At 65.4% G+C, this 20,279-nt stretch carries 18 protein-coding genes; 13 read left to right on the top strand and 5 right to left on the bottom strand.

The genetic code is table 11. The features are described 5' to 3' along the window. The first annotated feature begins 664 nt into the window (after nt 1–664). The 3 genes from ACZYZE_RS03115 to ACZYZE_RS03105 all read left to right on the top strand — a co-directional run bounded on the left by ACZYZE_RS03115 (nt 665) and on the right by ACZYZE_RS03105 (nt 5,274). Nucleotides 665–2,446 (top strand): ABC transporter family substrate-binding protein, encoded by a 1,782-nt coding sequence (locus tag ACZYZE_RS03115; protein ID WP_459316953.1) that lies wholly within the window; start codon nt 665–667, stop codon nt 2,444–2,446. Between the two features lie 183 nt (nt 2,447–2,629). After that, nucleotides 2,630–4,171 (top strand): ABC transporter permease, encoded by a 1,542-nt coding sequence (locus tag ACZYZE_RS03110; protein ID WP_459316952.1) that lies wholly within the window; start codon nt 2,630–2,632, stop codon nt 4,169–4,171. A 26-nt stretch (nt 4,172–4,197) separates the two neighbouring features. Then, entirely contained in the window at nt 4,198–5,274 is a 1,077-nt protein-coding gene (locus tag ACZYZE_RS03105) for an ABC transporter permease (protein WP_459317083.1), read from the top strand. Between the two features lie 36 nt (nt 5,275–5,310). Here the strand turns inward: ACZYZE_RS03105 and ACZYZE_RS03100 are convergent, their stop codons facing one another. Next, on the bottom strand, nt 5,311–5,937 hold the full coding sequence (locus ACZYZE_RS03100) for a PH domain-containing protein (RefSeq protein WP_459316951.1): 627 nt from the start codon (nt 5,935–5,937) through the stop codon (nt 5,311–5,313). 79 nt (nt 5,938–6,016) lie between these two features. Here ACZYZE_RS03100 and ACZYZE_RS03095 point away from each other — a divergent pair, with 79 nt between their 5' ends. Both ACZYZE_RS03095 and ACZYZE_RS03090 read left to right on the top strand, forming a co-directional pair. After that, nucleotides 6,017–7,846 carry an ABC transporter ATP-binding protein gene (locus tag ACZYZE_RS03095; RefSeq protein WP_459316950.1) on the top strand — a complete coding sequence of 610 codons (1,830 nt, stop codon included), beginning with the start codon at nt 6,017–6,019 and terminating at the stop codon, nt 7,844–7,846. Between the two features lie 71 nt (nt 7,847–7,917). Then, the gene (locus tag ACZYZE_RS03090) at nt 7,918–8,292 is read left to right on the top strand and encodes an ATP-binding cassette domain-containing protein (protein WP_463906190.1); all 375 of its coding nucleotides are present in this window, start codon (nt 7,918–7,920) and stop codon (nt 8,290–8,292) included. 150 nt (nt 8,293–8,442) lie between these two features. On the opposite strand, the gene ACZYZE_RS03085 is transcribed toward ACZYZE_RS03090, so the two are convergent. Then, nucleotides 8,443–9,267, bottom strand: coding sequence for an SGNH/GDSL hydrolase family protein (locus ACZYZE_RS03085; protein WP_463906188.1), 825 nt, complete (start codon nt 9,265–9,267; stop codon nt 8,443–8,445). A gap of 269 nt (nt 9,268–9,536) precedes the next feature. Between ACZYZE_RS03085 and typA the strand changes: the two genes are divergently transcribed. The 3 genes from typA to ACZYZE_RS03070 all read left to right on the top strand — a co-directional run bounded on the left by typA (nt 9,537) and on the right by ACZYZE_RS03070 (nt 12,965). Then, the gene (gene typA / locus ACZYZE_RS03080) at nt 9,537–11,465 is read left to right on the top strand and encodes a translational GTPase TypA (protein ID WP_459316944.1); all 1,929 of its coding nucleotides are present in this window, start codon (nt 9,537–9,539) and stop codon (nt 11,463–11,465) included. Between the two features lie 34 nt (nt 11,466–11,499). Further along, nucleotides 11,500–11,892 (top strand): hypothetical protein, encoded by a 393-nt coding sequence (locus tag ACZYZE_RS03075; protein ID WP_463906186.1) that lies wholly within the window; start codon nt 11,500–11,502, stop codon nt 11,890–11,892. Between the two features lie 263 nt (nt 11,893–12,155). After that, nucleotides 12,156–12,965, top strand: coding sequence for a type IV toxin-antitoxin system AbiEi family antitoxin domain-containing protein (locus ACZYZE_RS03070; RefSeq protein ID WP_463906185.1), 810 nt, complete (start codon nt 12,156–12,158; stop codon nt 12,963–12,965). A gap of 200 nt (nt 12,966–13,165) precedes the next feature. Here ACZYZE_RS03070 and ACZYZE_RS03065 read toward each other — a convergent pair whose 3' ends face one another. Next, a complete protein-coding gene (locus tag ACZYZE_RS03065; protein ID WP_463906183.1) occupies nt 13,166–13,417 on the bottom strand; it encodes a putative acetyltransferase in 252 nt (83 codons plus the stop codon). Between the two features lie 167 nt (nt 13,418–13,584). Between ACZYZE_RS03065 and fdxA the strand changes: the two genes are divergently transcribed. From fdxA to ACZYZE_RS03040, 5 genes are all read left to right on the top strand, one after another. Continuing rightward, complete coding sequence (gene fdxA, locus ACZYZE_RS03060; RefSeq protein WP_441426386.1) at nt 13,585–13,911, top strand: ferredoxin; 327 nt, start codon at nt 13,585–13,587, stop codon at nt 13,909–13,911. A gap of 12 nt (nt 13,912–13,923) precedes the next feature. After that, nucleotides 13,924–15,072, top strand: a complete 1,149-nt coding sequence (dapC, locus tag ACZYZE_RS03055; protein ID WP_463906181.1) for a succinyldiaminopimelate transaminase — start codon at nt 13,924–13,926, stop codon at nt 15,070–15,072. A 227-nt stretch (nt 15,073–15,299) separates the two neighbouring features. Beyond that, a complete protein-coding gene (locus ACZYZE_RS03050; RefSeq protein ID WP_459316939.1) occupies nt 15,300–16,583 on the top strand; it encodes a citrate synthase in 1,284 nt (427 codons plus the stop codon). A 143-nt stretch (nt 16,584–16,726) separates the two neighbouring features. Next, complete coding sequence (locus tag ACZYZE_RS03045; protein ID WP_463906179.1) at nt 16,727–17,368, top strand: TetR/AcrR family transcriptional regulator; 642 nt, start codon at nt 16,727–16,729, stop codon at nt 17,366–17,368. A gap of 58 nt (nt 17,369–17,426) precedes the next feature. Then, nucleotides 17,427–18,035, top strand: a complete 609-nt coding sequence (locus tag ACZYZE_RS03040) for a hypothetical protein (RefSeq protein WP_459316937.1) — start codon at nt 17,427–17,429, stop codon at nt 18,033–18,035. Between the two features lie 75 nt (nt 18,036–18,110). Here ACZYZE_RS03040 and ACZYZE_RS03035 read toward each other — a convergent pair whose 3' ends face one another. Then, entirely contained in the window at nt 18,111–18,962 is an 852-nt protein-coding gene (locus ACZYZE_RS03035) for a hypothetical protein (RefSeq protein WP_463906177.1), read from the bottom strand. A gap of 91 nt (nt 18,963–19,053) precedes the next feature. After that, nucleotides 19,054–20,064 carry a 2,3,4,5-tetrahydropyridine-2,6-dicarboxylate N-succinyltransferase gene (gene dapD, locus ACZYZE_RS03030; protein WP_459316935.1) on the bottom strand — a complete coding sequence of 337 codons (1,011 nt, stop codon included), beginning with the start codon at nt 20,062–20,064 and terminating at the stop codon, nt 19,054–19,056. Nucleotides 20,065–20,279: the final 215 nt, after the last annotated feature.

Here is a 20,279-nt window from a genome sequence, read left to right as displayed (position 1 = left end):
CCTGCAACTGAGCGCTAAAGAAGCCAGTGGATCCCGAAGTGGGTTCATTGCTGACGGCGGGGGCGTCGAAGCCACCTTGCCCCAAGTCGGAACCGATCTGAAGCGTCAGACGTTCATTTGCATGGCCCGTGGGCATCAGCCACAGTGCTTGAGTAGATCGTGTTGTGAGCAGAGTTCAGGTCGACCGTGCACACCGCCTCACAGCGCTGATGTACCGTCCCGGATGTCGTCGAGAACACCAGGTTCTGACCCCATGGTCGAAACAATGAAGCTAAACGGAGCCTGCGGGCGGCACGCTTCTTCCGTGACGGAACCCTATGGTGTTCCGCTTCAACGTCTGACGGCTTGACGATTTCATCAGGTAATTAAGGATTAACTCGAGAAGCCCCGATTTCTGAATCGGGGCTTCTCTTGTGCCCGGTACTAATACCGCGGGGCGTGCTGCCCGTCAATATCCGGTGCAGAATTTGGCACGGAAACCCGCTCGAATGTTGCAGCTCGATAACGAACTTTACAGCTGGTCAACTTTCCTCGCGCCCGCATGACTTTGGGGTTTACGCTTCTTTCCATGTGAGACGGGCCACACTGCCGCTGGGGGAGTGTGGACGTCTGTCCGGTGCCTTTGGCCTCGGTCTCACCCACACCACAGAAACAAGGAGGCGGAATGCGATTCGGTCGTATTTCCAAAGCAGTGGGCGTGGCAGCAGCAGCTGCCCTGGCCCTCAGCGCCTGCGCCGGCAACAGCGGCGGGTCAACCCCGACGACTGCTGCGGCAGCAAGCAAATCAGGCGGATCGGCAACAGTCGTTGAGGTGAACGCGTTCAACACGTTCAACCCCAACACCGCCGACGGCAACACTGACATCAACTCGAAGATCAGCTACGCCACCCACTCAGGCTTCTTCTACATCGACAACAAACTGAACGTCGTTCGCAACGAAAAGTTCGGCAAGATGGAAAAGACCTCCGACAATCCGCTGACGGTCAAGTACACCCTTAACGAGGGCGTGAAGTGGTCCGACGGTACTCCCGTCACCGCAGCCGACCTCGTGCTGCAGTGGGCTGCCTTCTCCGGCTACTACGACGATGCGGACGCGGAAGCGAAAACCGGCACGTCCTACTTCTCCTACGCCGGTGACCCTACCGGTATCGCCCTGACGGAGTTCCCGGAACTCGGTGCCGACAACCGCTCCATGACCCTGAAGTACTCCAAGCCGTTTGCCGACTGGGAAATCGCCATCGGCGGCCCCGGTGTCGACATCCCGGCCCACGTCCTGGCCAAGAAGGCAGGCCTGGCGGACGCCAAGGCCTTCGTCGACCTGATCAAGGGCATGCCGCGCGGTGACGCGAAGGCGCCGAAGCCCGCGAACACACAACTGCAGGCCATGGCAGAGATGTGGAACACCGGCTTCGATTCCAAGACGCTGCCGGCCGACCCGAACCTCTACCTGTCCAACGGCCCGTACATCGTCAAGGGCGTCAACCAGGACCAGTCCCTGACCATGGTCAAGAACAAGGACTACAACTGGGGTCCGGAAGCGAAACTGGACGAAATCACCGTCCGTTACATCGGCTCCGCGCCGGCCCAGGTGCAGGCCCTCAAGAACGGCGAAGCCGACATCATCGCCCCGCAGGCCTCCGCCGATACGGTGGAGCAGCTGAAGGCGCTGGAAAGCCAGGGCGTCACGGTCGAGATTGGCAACCAGCTCTCCTACGATCACATCGACCTCAACTACAGCGGCCCGTTCGCCGAGAAGAACGTCCGCGAGGCGTTCATGAAGTCCGTACCGCGTAAGGACATCGTCGACAAGATCGTCAAGAAGCTTGACCCGAAGGCTGCACCGCTCGACTCGCAGCTGTTCGTGCCGGACCAGGCATCGTACGCCGATTCCGTCAAGAATAACGGTTCCTCCGCCTACCAGGCTGTGGACATCGAGGGTGCCAAGAAGCTCCTTAACGGCGCCACCCCCGAAGTGCGCATCATGTACAACAAGGACAACCCCAACCGCGTTGACGCGTACTCGCTGATCCGGGAGTCTGCCACCAAGGCAGGGTTCAAGATCGTCGACGGCGGCCTCGGCAAGTCCGACTGGGGCAAGGCCCTGGGCGACGGCAGCTATGACGCCACCATCTTCGGCTGGATCAACTCGGGTGTCGGCGTCTCCGGCGTCCCGCAGATCTTCAAGACCGGCAACGACTCCAACTTCAACCTGTTCAGCGATCCGGAAGCGGACAAGCTGATGGACGAACTGATCGTCACCACCGATAAGAGCAAGCAGGACGGCCTGATCGCACAGATCGACAAGAAGATCTGGGCTTCGGCCTACGGTCTTCCGCTGTTCCAGGCAGTCGGCGTGGACGCGTACAGCGACCGCATCACCGGCGTGAAGTACATGCCGAACCAGACCGGTGTCTGGTGGAACTTCTGGGAGTGGGCACAGAAGTAGCCGACGACCTCAAGCAACACTTGCGGGAAAGGCGTCGGGACCAGGGCAAGACGGTCCCGGCGCCTTTCCAGCGACAGCCCCTGACGATGCCTGGGCCCCTGCCACATCTTCCGCGGGGAAACAGCCAAACTCTCTGCGACCGGTCCGGGCAACCCTGGGCCCGAATACCGAGGTTCGATTCCAATGGTGACCTACATAGTCCGGCGGCTGATCACCGCCGCCCTCATTCTTCTTGGCGCATCCTTCCTGGTGTATCTCCTGACAGCGGCGTCAGGGGATCCCCTTATTGAATTCCGCGCCAGCAACGCCCCCAACCGGGATCAGCTGATGGCATCCCGGTCCGACCTGCTGGACCTGGACACCCCTGCCCCTCTTCGTTACTTCAAATGGCTCGGCGGCGCGGCGCAGTGCCTCGTTCCCTTTGCCAACGCCTGCGACCTGGGCAAGAACATCGCGGGCCAGCCCATTACCGATGCCCTGGGGTATGCGCTGCTCCAGACCCTGACCCTGGTCACCGCGGCAACATTGCTGGCTATCCTCATCGGCATCACCCTCGGGATCATCACGGCCCTGCGCCAGTACAGTGCGCTGGACTACGGCGTGACCTTCATGGCGTTCCTCTTCTTCTCCCTCCCGATCTTCTGGGTCGCCGTCCTCCTGAAAGAGTTTGGCGCCATCGGGTTCAACAACTTCCTCAGAAACCCTGAGATTCCCATACCGGCAGCCCTCACCGTCGGAGCCGTCGTCGGCGTGCTGGCGGCAGTAACGGCAGGCGGCGAGATGAAGCGCCGGCTGCTCACCGGCGGCGCCGTCTTCCTCTTCGTCACCGCCGTCCTGATGTACTTCTCCGCCACCGAATGGTTCAAGACCCCCGGCCTGGGCCCAGTGGTCATTGCGATCGCCGGCGTCGGCATCGCCTTTGCCGTCACCCTGCTCTCCGCGGGCCTCAAGAACCGCAAGGCCCTGCAGTCGGCGCTCATCGCCGTCGGGGCCGGGCTGGTCGTCTACTTCGTCATCCAGCCGCTGCTCGACGAGGCAACGTTCCTGATGATCGTGCTCCTGGCGGTGGCCGCCGTCCTGGTGGGCATGGGCATCGGCTTCCTGATGGGCGGCTACGACCGCGGACAGTCGATGCGCGCGGCGGCGCTCACCTCGTTCCTGGTCGGGTTCCTGATCCTGCTGGACCGCTTTATGCAGGCGTGGCCCACATACTTCAACAACAGCCGCGTCCGTGGCCGTCCCATCGCAACCATCGGTGCCAGCACCCCCAACATCGAGGGCGATTTTTGGATCCTCAGCCTGGATTCCTTCACGCACCTCATCCTCCCGACCCTGGCGCTCATCCTCATTTCGCTGGCCGGCTATACCCGCTTCACCCGTGCGTCCATGCTGGAAATCATGAACATGGACTACATCAGGACTGCACGCGCCAAGGGCTTGTCGGAGCGGACCGTGGTCATGCGCCACGCCTTCCGCAACGCGCTGATTCCGATCGCCACGATCGTTGCCTTCGACATCGGCGGGCTAATCGGCGGCGCCATCATCACGGAGTCCGTCTTCTCGGTTCGCGGAATGGGCTTCCTCTTCTTCGATGGCATCGAGCATGTCGACCCGAACCCCGTTATGGGCGTCTTCATCTGTGTGGCCATCACGGCCATGGGTTTCAACCTCATTGCGGACCTTGCGTACTCCGCACTTGATCCACGCGTAAGGGTAAAAGCATGAGCCAGCCAAGTCAGCAGGACGAAATCATGGCCGAAGGTTCCGGACTAGGGCCGTCTGATGCTGCCGGCATCGAGCCGGTCCTCGAAGCCAAGGGCCTGAGCCAGGGGCAGATCGTTAGGCGACGCTTCCTGGGCCACTCCGGTGCCATTGCCGGACTCATCGCCTTTGCCATCATCTTTCTCGTGGCGTTCACTTCGGTGGGTTACTGGGGCATTCCCGGCTGGTGGAAGTACAGCCACGAGGATGTCTCACCGCTGGTCAACGACGGCGTTCCCACCGCCTCGCTGTGGCCGCTGGCCTGGGGCGAACACCCCTTCGGCCAGGACCGGATCGGCCGTGACCTGTTCGCCATGACGATGCGCGGCGCCCAGCAGTCGATCACCGTCATGGTGGTGATCGGCATGATCGCCGGCCTGGTGGGCGTCTTGGTCGGCGCACTGTCCGGCTACTTCCGCGGCTGGACCGAAGCGGTGCTGATGCGCATCACCGACGTCATCATCATCATTCCGGCGCTCCTGCTCGCCGCGGTGATGGCGCAGTTGGCCGGCCGGCGCGATGAAGGCAGCTGGTTCGCTTCCTTCGCCAGCAACAACGGCATCCTCGCCCTGGGCATCTTCCTCGGGCTGATCAGCTGGGTAGGCCTGGCCCGGCTGATGCGCGGCGAGTTCCTTTCGCTGCGGGAGCGGGAGTTCGTGGATGCGGCGCGGATCTCCGGCGCCAGCAACGCCCGGATCATCTTCAAGCACATCCTCCCCAACGCCGTCGGTGTGCTGATCGTCAACGTCACGCTGACCATGTCCGCCGCGATCCTCACCGAGACGGCGCTGAGCTACCTCGGCGTCGGCGTCAAGGCGCCGGACACGTCCCTGGGGCTGCTCATTTCGCAGAACCAGGAGGCCTTCGCCACCCGGCCGTGGCTGTTCTGGTTCCCCGGCCTTTTCATCGTGCTGATCTGCCTGAGCATCAACTTCATCGGCGACGGTCTGCGCGATGCCTTCGACCCGCGGCAGAAGAAGTTCAATGCCAAGGCGGCCAAGGACACCGGCAAGCATCCCCTCGAAGTGGCACCCGTCACCGCGTTCGACGAAACCAAGAAGGACTAGATGCCGGCCCCCCGCTGTGCCTATGCCGCCGGTTTCCTAGGCGGCGATAGCCCAGTAACTGGCTATCAGCAGCAGTACGACGGCGCCCGCCGGCGCCCAGCGGACGGTCACCTTCACCGCTGTGGTGGCGGCGTCGCCGGCGACAAGCTCGCCGCTTTCCACCAGATCGTGCCAGCGGGCGCGCACCAGGCGGGCGGCCTGGCCGGAATCGGTGGACTTCAGATCCCCGGGGCGGACGGATTCGCCGGGGCCGTAGGTGGTCGCCGGCAGGCCGTGGAGGTCGTCCGGGCTGGCGTTGCGGCCGCCCCAGATTCCGGGCGCCGGTGCGGCCCAGGACGTGTAGCTCTTCTCCGCCGTGATCAGTGTCAGCGCGAAGCGGGTATCGACGTGCACCAGGGCAGCCCACGGCACCTGGACGGACCGGAACGGGTTCTCCAGGCTGACACCGTCGTCATGGACCACGACGGCGGGCAGCCAGAACAGCTGCCAGCCCAGGAACGCGATCAGCAGCAGCGGTGCCGCGCCGGCCAGCGCCCCGGGGCCGGCCGTCACTACCGTCACCACCAGACCGAAAGCGGCGACCGCCCAGGACAGCCAGGCGAACCAAATGTTCGTGCGGGCCTTGAAGATTTCAACGTTACCGGCATGCGGCGCAGAGCTCATGCCCCTAATAATTCAGTATTCCGAGCCGCAGCACTAATCCCCGGTGCACCGGCGGCCCGGGCGGAAGGAAAGCCCCATCATGACTGACTTCATCACCCTCGATCCGGCCGTTACCCCTGTGCCCGGCAAAGGTGAACCCGTTCTGGAGGTCCGCGACCTCAGCGTCGACTTCGGCGTGGACAAGAAATGGGTTCCGGCCGCGATCGGGCTGAACTATGAGGTGCGGGCCGGTGAAGTTCTCGCCATCGTGGGGGAGTCCGGCTCGGGCAAGAGCGCCAGTTCGATGGCACTGCTGGGCCTGCTGCCCAGCAACAGCCGCGTGACGGGAAGTGTCAAGCTGGCCGGCAAGGAGTTGCTGGGCACAAACGAGGCCAACATCCGGGCCGTGCGCGGCAAGGACGTTGCAGTGATCTTCCAGGAGCCGATGACGGCACTGAACCCGGTCTACACCGTGGGCGCGCAGATCGTGGAGACCGTTCGGCTGCACAGCGAGGTCTCCCCCGCGGAAGCCCGGCTCCGGGCCCTGCGGATGCTCGAACTGGTGGAGCTTCCAGACCCCGAAAAGGCGTTCCGGTCCTACCCCCACCAGCTCTCCGGCGGCCAGCGCCAGCGCGCCATGATCGCCCAGTCGCTGTCCTGCGATCCCAAGCTGCTGATCGCCGATGAGCCCACCACCGCCCTCGACGTGACCGTCCAGGCCGAAATCCTGGACCTCATGCGGAACCTGCGGAACAAGCTGGACAGCGCCATCGTGCTGATCACCCACGACATGGGCGTGGTGGCGGACCTCGCGGACCGGATCGCCGTGATGCGCCGGGGCCTGATCGTGGAAACCGGCACGGCCGCGGAGATCTTCCACAACCCGCAGCACGAATACACCAAGGCGCTTCTCGCCGCCGTGCCGCACCTCGGGCAGGGCGGGGCGGATTCCACCGAAGAAGTGGACGTCACCGCCGCCCTCGCCGCCGCCACCAACATCGAGATTCCCGCCATCCCGGAAGAGGAGCTGGTCCGGCGCGAGCGCGCGAACGCCGCGGCGCTGGCCGCCGCGGAAGCCGCCAGGCCCCAGGGCCAGCCCGTGCTCGAGCTGACGGATGTGGCGATTGAATACCCCAGGCAGGGCCGGGTGCCGGCGTTCCGTGCCGTGGAGGGCGCCAACCTCGTGATCTATCCTGGCCAGGTTGTCGGCCTGGTGGGGGAGTCCGGCTCCGGTAAGACCACCATTGGCCGTGCCGCCGTCGGCCTGCTGCCCGTCGCTGCCGGCACCATGAAGGTCGTCGGCCAGGACATTTCCGCGGCGAAGAGGAACGGCCGGCAGCTCCACGACATGCGCCGCCACGTCGGCATGGTGTTCCAGGACCCGTCGTCGTCGCTGAACCCCCGGCTGCCGATCGGCGAAAGCATCGGCGAGCCGATGTTCCTCGCCAAGGTGGCAAAGGGCGCCGAGCTGCAGAAGCGGATCGAGGCGCTGCTGGACCAGGTGGAGCTCCCTCGGGACTACCGCAACCGCTACCCGCATGAACTTTCCGGCGGGCAGAAGCAACGCGTCGGAATCGCCCGGGCGCTCTCGCTCAAGCCGAAGCTGATGGTTGCTGACGAGCCGACCTCCGCCCTGGACGTGTCCGTGCAGGCGAAGGTGCTCGACCTCTTCCAGAACTTGCAGAAGGAGCTCGGCTTTGCCTGCCTCTTCGTCACCCACGACCTCGCCGTCGTCGACGTGCTGGCCGACCGGATCTGTGTGATGCAGCGCGGCCGGATCGTGGAGCAGGGGACCCGGAACCAGATCCTGCGCAACCCCCAGGAGCCCTACACGCAGCGGCTGCTCGCCGCCGTTCCGCTACCGGACCCGGACAAACAGCGGGAACGGCGCGAGCTCCGGGCGCAGCTGCTCGCCGCCGGAACGAGTTAATTGAATGTAACGGGGATCACGTTGCGGCGAACAATACCAGCCGCCGTCATGTGACTTGAAATACTTTGCGGTTGACGCTAGCCGTCACGCTTTTGTCGGGTCACGGCCAGCGCCAGCGCGTTGCAATTGCGCGGGCCCTGGCCCTGGATCCCGAAGTGATTATCTGTGACGAGGCCGTCTCCGCACTCGACGTGCTGGTGCAGGCGCAGGTGCTGAACCTGCTCGCCGAGCTGCAGTCACGCCTGGGCCTGACCTACCTGTTCATCACCCACGACCTCGCAGTGGTCCGGCAGATCGCCGACCACGTCTGTGTCATGGAGCACGGCAAGCTCGTCGAGACCGGATCCACCGACGAAGTCTTCGACGCGCCGCAGCAGGACTACACCAAGGCACTGCTCAACGCCATCCCGGGTGCACGCCTCATGCTGCCCCCGGAAGTTGCCTAAGCCGGCGTAGACCCGGAACAGCGCACATTTTGTGGCAGCGTGCATAACACCGGAGCCGGTGTCCTCCCTCTGGGCAGGCACCGGCTCCGGCCGTTTGGCGTGTGCTTGCTGTAGCGTGTGCGCGCCGCGGCGGTTCCCTGCCGCTGTGGCCTAGCGTCCGGCTCCGAGTCCGGGCGGCTGGGCATGGAGCCCGAGTTGCCTGAACTTCTCACTCAACACGGTGCCGAGTTCCTGATGGCCTTCGGTGCTCAGATGGACGCCGTCGGCCGCGAACTTGCCCAGCTTGTATCTGGACATCCAGTCGCCGACGCTGACGAACGGAATCTGGTGTTGTGCCGCGACGCCGCCCAGCAGGGCATCCACCTCGGTGCGGCGGCCTCCGCCCTGGTCCGCGCCGAGGGCCAGCGTGCCGATCATGGCCAGGGTGGTGCCGGGATAGCGCTGTTTCAGGGCGGCAATCAGGCGGTCCGCGTTGTCCGCGATCTGCTGATCGCTGGCGCCGATGGCGGCGTCGTTCCCGCCGCCCTGGATCACCACCAGCGGAGGTGAGCCGTACGGCAGCCGCCAGTCGCCGCGCTCCAGGGCATCGAGGTAGTTTCCGGTCCGGTTGTTTCCGGCCACGAATCCGGTGCCGCCGGCGCCGCAGAAGAAAACGTCATATCCCATTGCCGTCAACGCTTCGCGGGGCCAGCCCACGGCGGGTTCGGACTGTGAGTCGCCGATCAGCAGCGCGGTCTGGCGGATATTGGCCACAATGACCTCTTCGCGGCCGCTCGCCGGGTTCGCCACGATGGAGCACGGCGGCAATTTGGCGGGATCTGTTGCCGCCCGGGCGCCGTCGGTGGAGGGTGACGGGCCCGTCGTCACCGGGCACACATCGGGGTTGTACTCTGTGGTCTGGCCGCAGCCGCCCATCACGATGCCTACGGCGATCATCGGTGCGACGAAGCGGTACAGAGCCGAGGCGTTGCGCATTAATGTCTCCGAGCTGGCTTGCTGCTATCACAGCAATGATGGGGCATGGACCTGCGAAAATCCAGTGACTTTAGTCACGGGCGCGGGCCGATCCCGCGCCCTGATCACCGTAGTGGTCTCGCCCGGAATGAGGATTTTAGGCCAATAAATGACCTAGCGCTTAGAATGGTAGAAGGTGCCCTGTGCGAAAGGGGCGTATCCGTCGTGCGTTCCGGTTGGAAATGTCGCGATACAACAGCTGACTTCACCACTGAATCGAGCAATAACGCATGTCTGAAACCACCACCAACACCGCGGTAGCCACTGCATCGCGCAGTGATCTGCGCAACGTCGCGATCGTGGCCCACGTTGACCACGGCAAGACCACCCTGGTCGACGCCATGCTCAAGCAGACCAACTCCTTTGCCGCGCACAACCACCTCGAAGACCGGGTCATGGACTCCGGCGACCTGGAACGCGAAAAGGGCATCACCATCCTGGCCAAGAACACCACCGTGGCCTACAACGGACCGTCCTCCAAGGGCGAGACCATCACCATCAACGTTATCGACACCCCCGGCCACGCCGACTTCGGCGGCGAGGTCGAGCGCGGCCTGTCCATGGTCGACGGCGTCGTCCTCCTCGTTGACGCCTCCGAGGGCCCGCTGCCCCAGACCCGCTTCGTGCTGCGCAAGGCCCTGGCCGCGCACCTGCCGGTCATCCTCCTGGTCAACAAGACCGACCGTCCCGACGCGCGGATCGAAGAAGTCGTGCACGAGTCCATGGACCTGCTGCTGGGCCTTGCCTCCGACCTCGCCGATGAAGTTCCGGACCTGGACCTGGACAAGATCCTCAACGTCCCCGTCGTCTACGCCGCCGCCAAGGTTGGCCGCGCCTCCCTCGAGCAGCCCGCAGACGGCTCCGCCCCGGAGAACGAGGACCTGGAGCCGCTGTTCCAGGCCATCATCGAGCACATCCCCGCGCCGACCTACAACCCGAACGGTGTCCTCCAGGCCCACGTCACCAACCTGGACGCTTCCCCGTTCCTGGGCCGCCTGGCGCTCCTGCGCATCTACAACGGCACCCTGCGCAAGGGCCAGACGGTTGCCTGGGCACGCGCCAACGGTGAAATGAAGAACGTCAAAATCACCGAGCTTCTGGCCACCAGGGCACTGGACCGCGTGCCGACCGAGTCGGCCGGCCCGGGCGAGATCGTCGCCGTCGCCGGCATCGAGGAAATCACCATCGGTGAGACCCTGACCGACGTCGACAACCCGCAGCCGCTGCCGCTGATCACCGTAGACGATCCGGCCATCTCCATGACCATTGGTATCAACACCTCGCCGCTGGCCGGCCGGGTCAAGGGTGCGAAGGTCACGGCCCGCCAGGTCAAGGACCGCCTGGACAAGGAACTGATCGGTAACGTCTCCATCAAGGTGCTCCCCACCGAGCGCCCGGACGCCTGGGAAGTCCAGGGGCGCGGCGAGCTCGCGCTGGCCATCCTCGTGGAGCAGATGCGCCGCGAAGGCTTCGAGCTGACCGTCGGCAAGCCGCAGGTAGTCACCAAGACCGTCGACGGTAAGATCCACGAGCCGATGGAGCACATGACCATCGATGTGCCGGAAGAGTACCTCGGCGCCGTCACGCAGCTCATGGCTGCCCGCAAGGGCCGCATGACCAACATGGCCAACCACGGCACCGGCTGGTGCCGCATGGAGTTCATCGTTCCCGCCCGCGGCCTGATCGGTTTCCGCACCAAGTTCCTCACGGACACCCGCGGCGCCGGCATCGCGGCGTCCATCTCCGAGGGCTACGAGCCCTGGGCCGGCCCCATCGAGTACCGCACCAACGGGTCGATGATCGCCGACCGCGCCGGCGTTGTCACACCGTTCGCCATGATCAACCTTCAGGAACGCGGTTCCTTCTTCGTCAGGCCCACCTCGGAGGTCTACGAAGGCCAGATCGTCGGCGAGAACTCCCGCGCCGATGACATGGACGTCAACATCACCAAGGAAAAGAAGCTCACCAACATGCGTGCTGCTTCCTCCGACACCTTCGAGAACCTGACGCCGCCGCGCGACCTGACCCTCGAAGAATCCCTCGAATTTGCCCGCGAAGACGAGTGCGTTGAGGTCACCCCGGAATCCATCCGGATCCGGAAGCTCATCCTGGACGTCAACCAGCGGTCCAAGTCGAACCGGGCCCGCGCCAAGTCCTAGTTCCGGCGTTCCTCGCTGAAACTGCGGATCATTTGTGAATAAGAGAGCTGCCGGTATGGCAGGCGGCATCGCCGCCGCCGTGCCGGCAGCTCTTTTTGCTGCCCTCGCAGGCACCGCCCTGCACCGGCAGGACGTGCTGCTGGGCACCGTTGAAGTACCCTGGGGCGCCGTGGCAGCCTTGGCGTTGCTGGGTTCTGTGCAGCTTTGGCTCGGGGCGGCTTTCCGTTCAGTGCTTCCGGCGGCGGCCTGCGGAGTCCTCTGCTACGCGCTGACCGGCTGGTGGTCCACGCTGGGGAACGGTCAGCGCCTCATTCTGGGGGACACCACGGGCAACATCTGGATCTACGGCATTGCGGCAGTCACGGTGGCCATGCTGGCCTGGTGCCGGCGGTACCGGGTGCCGCCGGGCGAGATTCCACAGGGGTAGGTTGCACGAGGCTGGGGGCCCGCGTGACCAGGGCTCCCGTGGCTGGGGTTCGCGATGCTGAGTCCCCCGTGGGACATGCCCATTCTTAGGCCCAGCGCCTGGGCATAGTGGCACTATGTCCATCCCTGGCCGCCTGCCCGGGACATGCCCGGCCCTGACCGCGGAATATGTCCCAAGTAGACCCGGTACGGGGAGCATGCCCTTTTGCACATAGCGGTGCACGCCCCTGTTCGGACTACTTGTCCCGGCGACACGATGTCCGCATGGTCAATATCACCGAAGTGCTTTCAAACTACGACGGCGTCGCCCGCGCCAAACACCTCGCTGCCGCGGGCGTCTCGGACTTCCAGCTGAAGTCGGCCCTGGCCTCGGGCGCCGTCTCCCGGGTGGCCCGCGGCGTCTACACTGTTCCCGGCGCTGACTCCCGGCTCATCGCCATAAGGTCGCTGCCGGCGGAGCCCGCATGTGCCACAGCGGCGCAATTTCAGGGCCTCTGGGTACTGGAGCCGCCCGTGAAACCTCACATTGCGGTCACCCACAGCCGCAGCTATCCAGGGTTCGCCTGTCACCGGTCCGCCGCGCCGCCCACCCTGCTGGACACTGTCGTGCAGAGCCTGCGATGCCTGCCGGACCTGGACGGCCTGGTCATAGCCGAGTCCGCCGTCGTCCTCAAGGGCCTGCCGCTCTCTGCGCTGCGTCGGCGGCTGGCGGGCCGCAATGATGCGAGGGAGCGCCGGGTGGTGGCCAGGATCGTGCCGCAATCGCAGTCCATCATCGAGTGCATGGCCCGGTACTGGCTGCGGAGGGCCGGTTTCCATGTGGAGTCCCAGGTCAACGTCCCCGGCATGGGCCACCTTGATCTCATGGTCGACGGCAGGCTCGGCATTGAAACGGACGGTGCAGGCTTCCATATGGACCGGACAAGCTTCGAGGAGGACCGGCGCCGGTGGAACGTAACAACCCGGCGCGGCGTCCCGACCCTTGTCGTCAGCTATTCGCTACTCCTGAACCGTCACGAGGACTTCATCGCCATGGTTCGCGAAGCACTGAACAGGCTCTCCGCCGCCGCCTAGCACTGGACATGCCCTCCCGAGATTGCGTTTCGCCCGCCGGCATGTCCAGGGTTCACATCTCCCGCAGGACATGCCCAACGTTCGCCGGCTGGACCTTAGGAACATGTCCACCGCATGCGGCCAGGAAAGGACATAGAGACTATATGTCCATTCCTGCCGGTCAGGGGAGGGCATGTCCAGTTGGGGAGGGTCCGTCGCGGTCAGGCGAGGGTATGTCCAGTTGCTGCCCGGCGCGGCGGGGCGGGCGGGACTTCCTTCGCGGCCACCACCAGCGCCAGCGGAATCACGACGTCGGAGCGCCGGGTTCGGACGGTACACCCGCCGTCGGACTTTTCCACCAGTTCGCCGAGGGCGTCCGTCAGTCCGCGCTCGATCCGGTACCTGACCACCACGCGGGTGCCGAGCGGGGCAGTGGAAAGGAACTGCTGGGGCGGCGGCAGATCGGAACTCACCAGTCCATACTAGGACCAGCACAGTCAATGAACCGGGCCCGTATGACGTCCGGCTAGGTTCGCGCGAACCGGCCGGGGGATAATAGGCTCAGAAGTCAGCAGTCCGGCGCTCAGGCCGGAAGCACCATCCGGCCGGTCGCCGGAACCAACGTGGAGAGGCCAGGGACGTGACGTACGTAATCGCGCAGCCGTGTGTAGATGTCAAGGACAAGGCATGTATTGAAGAGTGCCCCGTCGATTGCATCTACGAGGGTGAGCGTTCCCTGTATATCCACCCCGACGAGTGCGTGGACTGCGGCGCCTGCGAGCCGGTCTGCCCCGTCGAAGCCATCTACTACGAGGACGACACCCCGGAGGAATGGGCCGACTACTACAAGGCCAACGTCGAATTCTTTGACGAGCTGGGCTCCCCGGGTGGCGCTGCGAAGATCGGCAACACCCACACGGACCACCCGATGATCTCCGCCCTGCCGCCGCAGAACCAAGACAACTAAGGCGGACGCCCGGTGACATCCGCGCTGCGCAGCTTCGGCCTCAGTCTGCCCGACTACCCGTGGGAGGCCCTGGCGCCGTATCTGGCCAGGGCGGCAGAACACCCCGGGGGAGCGGCCAACCTCTCGATCGGGACCCCGGTGGATCCCACCCCTGCCGTGGTGCAGGACGCCCTGCGGGCCGCGGCAAACGCCCCCGGCTACCCGACGGTGCACGGCACGCCGGCCCTCCGCGAAGCAATCGCGGCGTGGTTTGAGCGCCGCCGCGGGGTGCCCGGCCTGGATCCGCAGCACATCATGCCCACCGTCGGGTCCAAGGAACTCGTGGCCTGGCTGCCGTTTCTGCTGGGTCTCAAGCCGGGCGACGTCGTCGTCCGCCCCACCGTGGCGTACCCCACTTACGACATCGGTGCCACTTTCGCGGGCGCCGAACAGGTCGCCGCGGACGACCTCGATGAGCTCGACGCCGCCACCCGGGCGCGCGTGCGGCTGGTCTGGGTCAATTCACCGGCCAACCCCACCGGCAGCGTCCGGGACGTCGCCTCGCTCCAGCGGATCGTCCGGCAGGCCCGCGACCTCGGGGCCGTCGTCGCCTCGGACGAATGCTACGCCGAACTCGGCTGGGGGGAGTGGGACGTCCAGCGCGGCGGTGCAGCCGTGCCCAGCATCCTGGACCCGCAGGTCGCGGAGGGCTCCCACGAGGGGCTGCTGGCCGTGTATTCGCTGAGTAAGCAGTCCAACCTGGCCGGCTACCGCGCCGCCTTTGTGGCCGGCGATCCGGTCATCATGGCCAATCTGGTCAACAGCCGCAAACACGCGGGCATGATCGTCCCGTACCCCGTCCAGGAAGCAATGCGGGTTGCCCTCGGCGACGACGCCCACGTCCAGGCGCAGAAGGACCTGTACCGCGGACGCCGCCAGCGGATTGCCCCGGCTCTGGAGGGCTTCGGCCTGACCATCCACGAGTCCCGCGCCGGACTCTATCTCTGGGCCACCGCCGGGGAACCCACCTGGGACACGGTGGGCCGGCTCGCGGACCGCGGCATCGTCGTCGGCCCAGGCGTCTTCTACGGCGGCGCGGGCAACGGATTCATCCGGGTCGCGCTGACCGCCAGCGACGAGCGGATCGACGCCGCGGTGGCACGGCTGGCCACGGGGCCGTAACAATGCTGTGACACGCACCACAACCGGTGCGTTTTGAGTACGCCCGGCGGGCCCCGGATTAGTGCCACCCGCAAACTGCCGGTACTTTTTAACTGACTATCAATGGTGGCTTTCCACAAGAAGGCAGCGCAGCCTTTGGAATCCGTGGCAAAAACAGGTTCCTGGGCGGCTTCACCAGAAGTTGGACCAGCTTTCGACAGAGGCCCCGATGCCTCAGAGGAGACTCCATGACTGAGACCACCAGCGCAACCCTGCGCTTTGCCGACGGCGAGCTCGAACTGCCGCGCATCAAGGTTGTAGAAGGAAACGAAGGCTACGACGTTTCCAAGCTGCTCAAGGAGACCGGTGCGGTCACCTTCGATCCCGGCTTCGTGAACACGGCCGCCACCTCTTCCGCCATCACCTACATCGACGGTGACAAGGGCATTTTGCGTTACCGCGGCTACCCGATCGAGGAACTGGCAGAGCACTCGAGCTTCCTCGAGGTCTCCTACCTGCTGATCTACGGCAACCTGCCCTCGGCCGCAGAGCTTGACGCTTTCGACCAGCGGATCCGCCGTCACACGCTGCTGCATGAGGACCTCAAGGGCTTCTTCGGCGGCTTCCCGCGCGACGCGCACCCAATGCCGGTGCTCTCGTCCGCGGTTTCCGCGCTGTCCACCTTCTATCAGGACTCCCTGGACCCGTTCGACGACGAGCAGGTGGAGCTGTCCACGTACCGCCTGTTGGCCAAGATGCCGGTCATCGCCGCCTATGCCCTGAAGAAGAGCATCGGCCAGCCGATGCTCTATCCGGACAACTCGATGAACCTGGTCGAGAACTTCCTGCGCCTCAGCTTCGGCCTTCCGGCAGAGCCCTATGACATGGACCCCACCGTGGTCAAGGCGCTGGATCTGCTCCTGATCCTGCACGCTGACCACGAGCAGAACTGTTCAACCTCCACCGTGCGCCTGGTGGGCAGCTCCAACGCCAACCTCTTCGCCTCCGTCTCCGCCGGCATCAACGCCCTCTTCGGCCCGCTGCACGGCGGTGCCAACGAGGCCGTGCTGAACATGCTGCGCCAGATCCAGGCGAGCGGCGAGCCGGTGGAGAAGTTCGTTGAGCGGGTCAAGAACAAGGAAGACGGCGTGAAGCTGATGGGCTTCGGGCACCGCGTCTACAAGAACTACGATCCGCGCGCCAAGATCGTCAAGGCCACGGCGCACGAGATCCTCGAGAAACTGGGCGGCAACGACGAACTGCTGGCCATCGCCATGCGCCTCGAAGAGGTCGCCTTGACGGACGAGTACTTTATTTCGCGCAAGCTTTACCCGAACGTGGACTTCTACACCGGCCTGATCTACAAGGCCATGGGCTTCCCGGAGAAGATGTTCACCGTGCTGTTCGCGATCGGCCGCCTGCCGGGCTGGATTGCCCAGTGGCGGGAAATGATGAAGGACCCGCAGACCAAGATCGGCCGCCCGCGGCAGCTCTATGTGGGAGAACCGGAACGCAGCTACCCTTCGGTATAGCGCACCAAGACCCGAGCAGGACGACGCCGGCAGCGCGCCTCAATGGTGCGCGGCCGGCGTCGTTCCTGTCTCATCGCCTGCGGGTGCCCGGCCTGCCGGTGCGCCCCGCCGTCGTAAAGGCACATCTGTGCTAAAAAGGACCAATGCCTAAATTTGTCGACGCTGCCCAGCGGCGCCAGGAAGTGGTTGAAGCGGTCTTCCGGATCGTCGCAGCAGACGGACTCGAAAGGGCCTCCCTCCGGGAAGTCGCAGACGAAGCGGAACTCGCCGTCGGATCCGTCCGCCACTACTTCTCCAGCAGCGACGAGCTGCTCACTCATTCCTTCGGTGTCGTCGTGGACCGGATCGTCAGCCGGCTGACGGCAGCCGACGAACGGCTCGGCGGGCTGGACCCCGGGACCCCCGAACATCACCAGGGCGTGTTAACCCTGTTGGGTGAGTTCCTGCCGCTGAATGACGAAAGCGCCGTCGACTCCTGTGTCTGGATGGCCTTCAAGAACGCCGCCAGGACCAAGCCGTTCCTGGCCCCCGAAGCGGACCGCAGCCACCGTGCCGTGGCAGCGATCGTCGGCAGGCTCATCATGGAGCTGAGCCAGGCCGGCGGCGACGGCGCGGAGCATGTCGACCAGTACCGGCTGGTGACCGAGGCTGAACGGCTGCTGGCCACCCTGGACGGCCTCACGATGCACGCTCTGCTGCAGCCGGAATGGATGACGGCGCAGATGTGCCGGGACGTGCTGGAGTCCCACCTGACCGGACTGGGCAGCCGCCGGATGGGCCATTAACGTGCGTTAACTTGAGGAATACACTGGGAACGTACGTCTTGCCAAGGGAGGCAATCGGATGCACCACACAGGCGGACCTGGCTGGCGGATCACCATGGACACATCTGGCCCCATGCTCATTGCGCTTTATGTTCGCGACGCCGCCGGCCTGGACAGTGCCGGGCATCCGGCACTCTGCCACGCCGCACCGAAGATCCGGCCCTCGGACCACACCCATCTCATTGCGGAGGTGGGCGGCGTCAGCGCCCTCAAGACCGAGTGGGAAGCCTGGTGGGACCAGCTTCTGAAAGCCCATCCCGAAATGTCGCCGGAACTGGGCCCGCCCGGCTTCCGTGCCTTCAGTAACTCACCGGCGCTGCGGCGCGTGCTCCAGGCACACTTCGGGGCGGCGTTGTCCTGGGCAAGGGAACGCCGCGGAGAATATGTCGCGCTGGAAGCGGAGCGGGACGCCGGCGGGGCGCAATTGCTGCAGGACATGGTGGACGACCGGCTCCTCGAAGTGGGCCGCGCCGCCAACGACTTCACCCTGACCATCATCGAACTTCCCTTGGCGGAGCCGAGGGCCTGGTATCTGGAGCCTGACAAGATCATCATGAGTTCGGAGCTGATGTCCCAGCCTGAGCTGTTCCGCAGCTACGTGCAGCCCGTGGTGGACCTGCTCGTCTGAGCCCGGCGGACCGCTGCCGGCGGACGGGAGTGGGCGCCGGGATGGAGCGGGAGGCGGGGCTCCTGACTGGTCTGCCTACGGCGTCGGAGCCTCGGCGACCGTCACCCTGAGCTGTCCGGCCGGTACCTCGGCGGCCTGCCAGCCGTTGCGCTCCTGCCGCGTCCAGCCGCGGCCGTCCACCTGCACATCGATGATGGAGAGCGCCTTCGCGTTGGCTACCGCCCACTGCGCCATGGCCCAGGCCTGGGGGCCGTCAGCTTCAACCGTCAGCGTCCGGCCCTCCGCGGAGGCCGTCAGTTCGCCGAAAGCTGAGGTCAGCCGTCCCTGGACGGCTTCGGCGTCTCCCGCCTCGTCGGCGGTGCGCAGCGAGCAGTCCAGGCCGGCGTCGGTCTGGCCGCTCAGCGCCGAGGCGAAGGCCCGGGCCATCACTTCGTGCTGGGCGTAGGCCCCCGGGAACGCCGAGCGCTGAATCTGCTGCGCGGCGTCGGTTATCTCCAGCGTCTGGTAGCCGGAGACTTTCACGAGGGCGCTGTAGAACGAATTGCTCGCGTAGTAGGGGTCCATCACCTGTTCCGTGGTGCCCCAGCCCTGGGACGGCCGCTGCTGGAACAGGCCGCGGGAGTCGGGCCCGGCCTGGTCACCGTGGCCGATGTTCCGCAGCTTGGATTCCTGCATGGCCGTGGCCAGGGCGATGCTGGCAGCCCGGGCGGGCAGTCCCCGCCGGACGGCGACCGCGGTGATCAGGGCGGCATTCGCGGCCTGGTCCGTGGCAAGTTCGGTCTCGCCGCCGCCTACTGCCGTGCAGCGTTCGGTGACCAGGGTTTCGGAGCGCTGCAGGAAGACCACCGCCGTGTAGATGCCCCCGGCGACCATCGCCAGGGTCAGCAGGAGCACCATCCGACGGCGCCAGCTGCCTGTTCGTGCCACGAAACTACTCCCTCGGGCCCTTCCGGGCCGGTCTGTTACCGCGCCGCATCATCCGCAGGCGTCCTGTCCGCCTAAGTATCCGGTAAGAACCTCAGTTGGCGTGCAGTGCCTCATTGAGTTCGACGGTCTGGCCCTTGCGCGGAAGCACTTCCACTTCGCCGGTGGAGGAGTTGCGGCGGAAGAGAAGGTTGGGAACACCGGAGAGCTCCACGGCCTTGACGATCCGGGCGGTGTCCTCGCCGTCGGCGTCCTTGCCGCCCACCACGCGTACCCGCGTACCGGCCGTGACATAGAGGCCTGCCTCAACGACGGAATCGTCCCCGATGCTGATGCCCACGCCCGAGTTGGCGCCGAGCAGGACGCGCTCGCCCAGGGCGATCTTTTCCTTGCCGCCGCCGGACAGGGTTCCCATGATCGATGCGCCGCCGCCGACGTCGGAACCGTCACCGGCGACCACGCCGGCAGAGATCCGCCCCTCGACCATGGACGTGCCCAGGGTGCCGGCGTTGAAGTTCACGAAGCCCTCGTGCATGACCGTGGTGCCTTCGGCCAGGTGCGCGCCGAGGCGGACCCGGTCGGCGTCGGCAATCCGGACACCGGAGGGGATGACATAGTCGACCATCCGGGGGAACTTGTCCACGCCGTAGACGGTCACGGCGCCGCGCTTGCGCAACCGGGCGCGGGTCAGTTCGAAGTCCTCGACGGCGGCAGGCCCGAAATTGGTCCAGACGACGTTGGGGAGCTTGCCGAAGATGCCGTCCAGATTGATGCTGTTCGGCAGGACGAGACGGTGCGAGAGCAGGTGCAGGCGCAGGTACGCGTCCGCCGTGTCCGCGGGGGCCTCGTCAAGGTGGATCTGGACAAAGACGACTTGCTGATCGGTGCCGCGGTCGGCGTCGCTGCCGGAGGCGGCAATGTCCGTCAGGGCCTGGTCTGCGCCCTCGATGTCCCGCAGATTCTGCGCCGCGGTTCCCAGCGCCGGTGCCGGGAACCACACGTCCAGCACGGTGGCTTCACCGTTCCGGGTGGACACGGTGGCAAGCCCGTAGCCGTAGGCGGAGCGGGAGTCGGCGGGCACAGCGGAGGAAGCGGTCTCAGTCATGCCCCAAGTCTATAGAGGCCGTCCGCGCTCCCCGAAACCCGTGACGACCCAAGTAACTGGCAGTAGGGGCCGTTCTGAGCCTCCAGAACGGGAGTGTCCGTTTAACGGTGGATCCGTGGCTGGCATTTAATTGATTCTTCCTTCGAAGGTGATGGCGAACGCGTTCAGGGCCGGCTTCCACCTCGTCGCCCATCGTGCCCTGCCTTTGCCAGTCG

This window comes from Pseudarthrobacter woesei (assembly GCF_055412745.1).
Note: the sequence above shows the minus strand (reverse complement) of the source record. Positions and strands in the feature narration are given on the sequence as shown.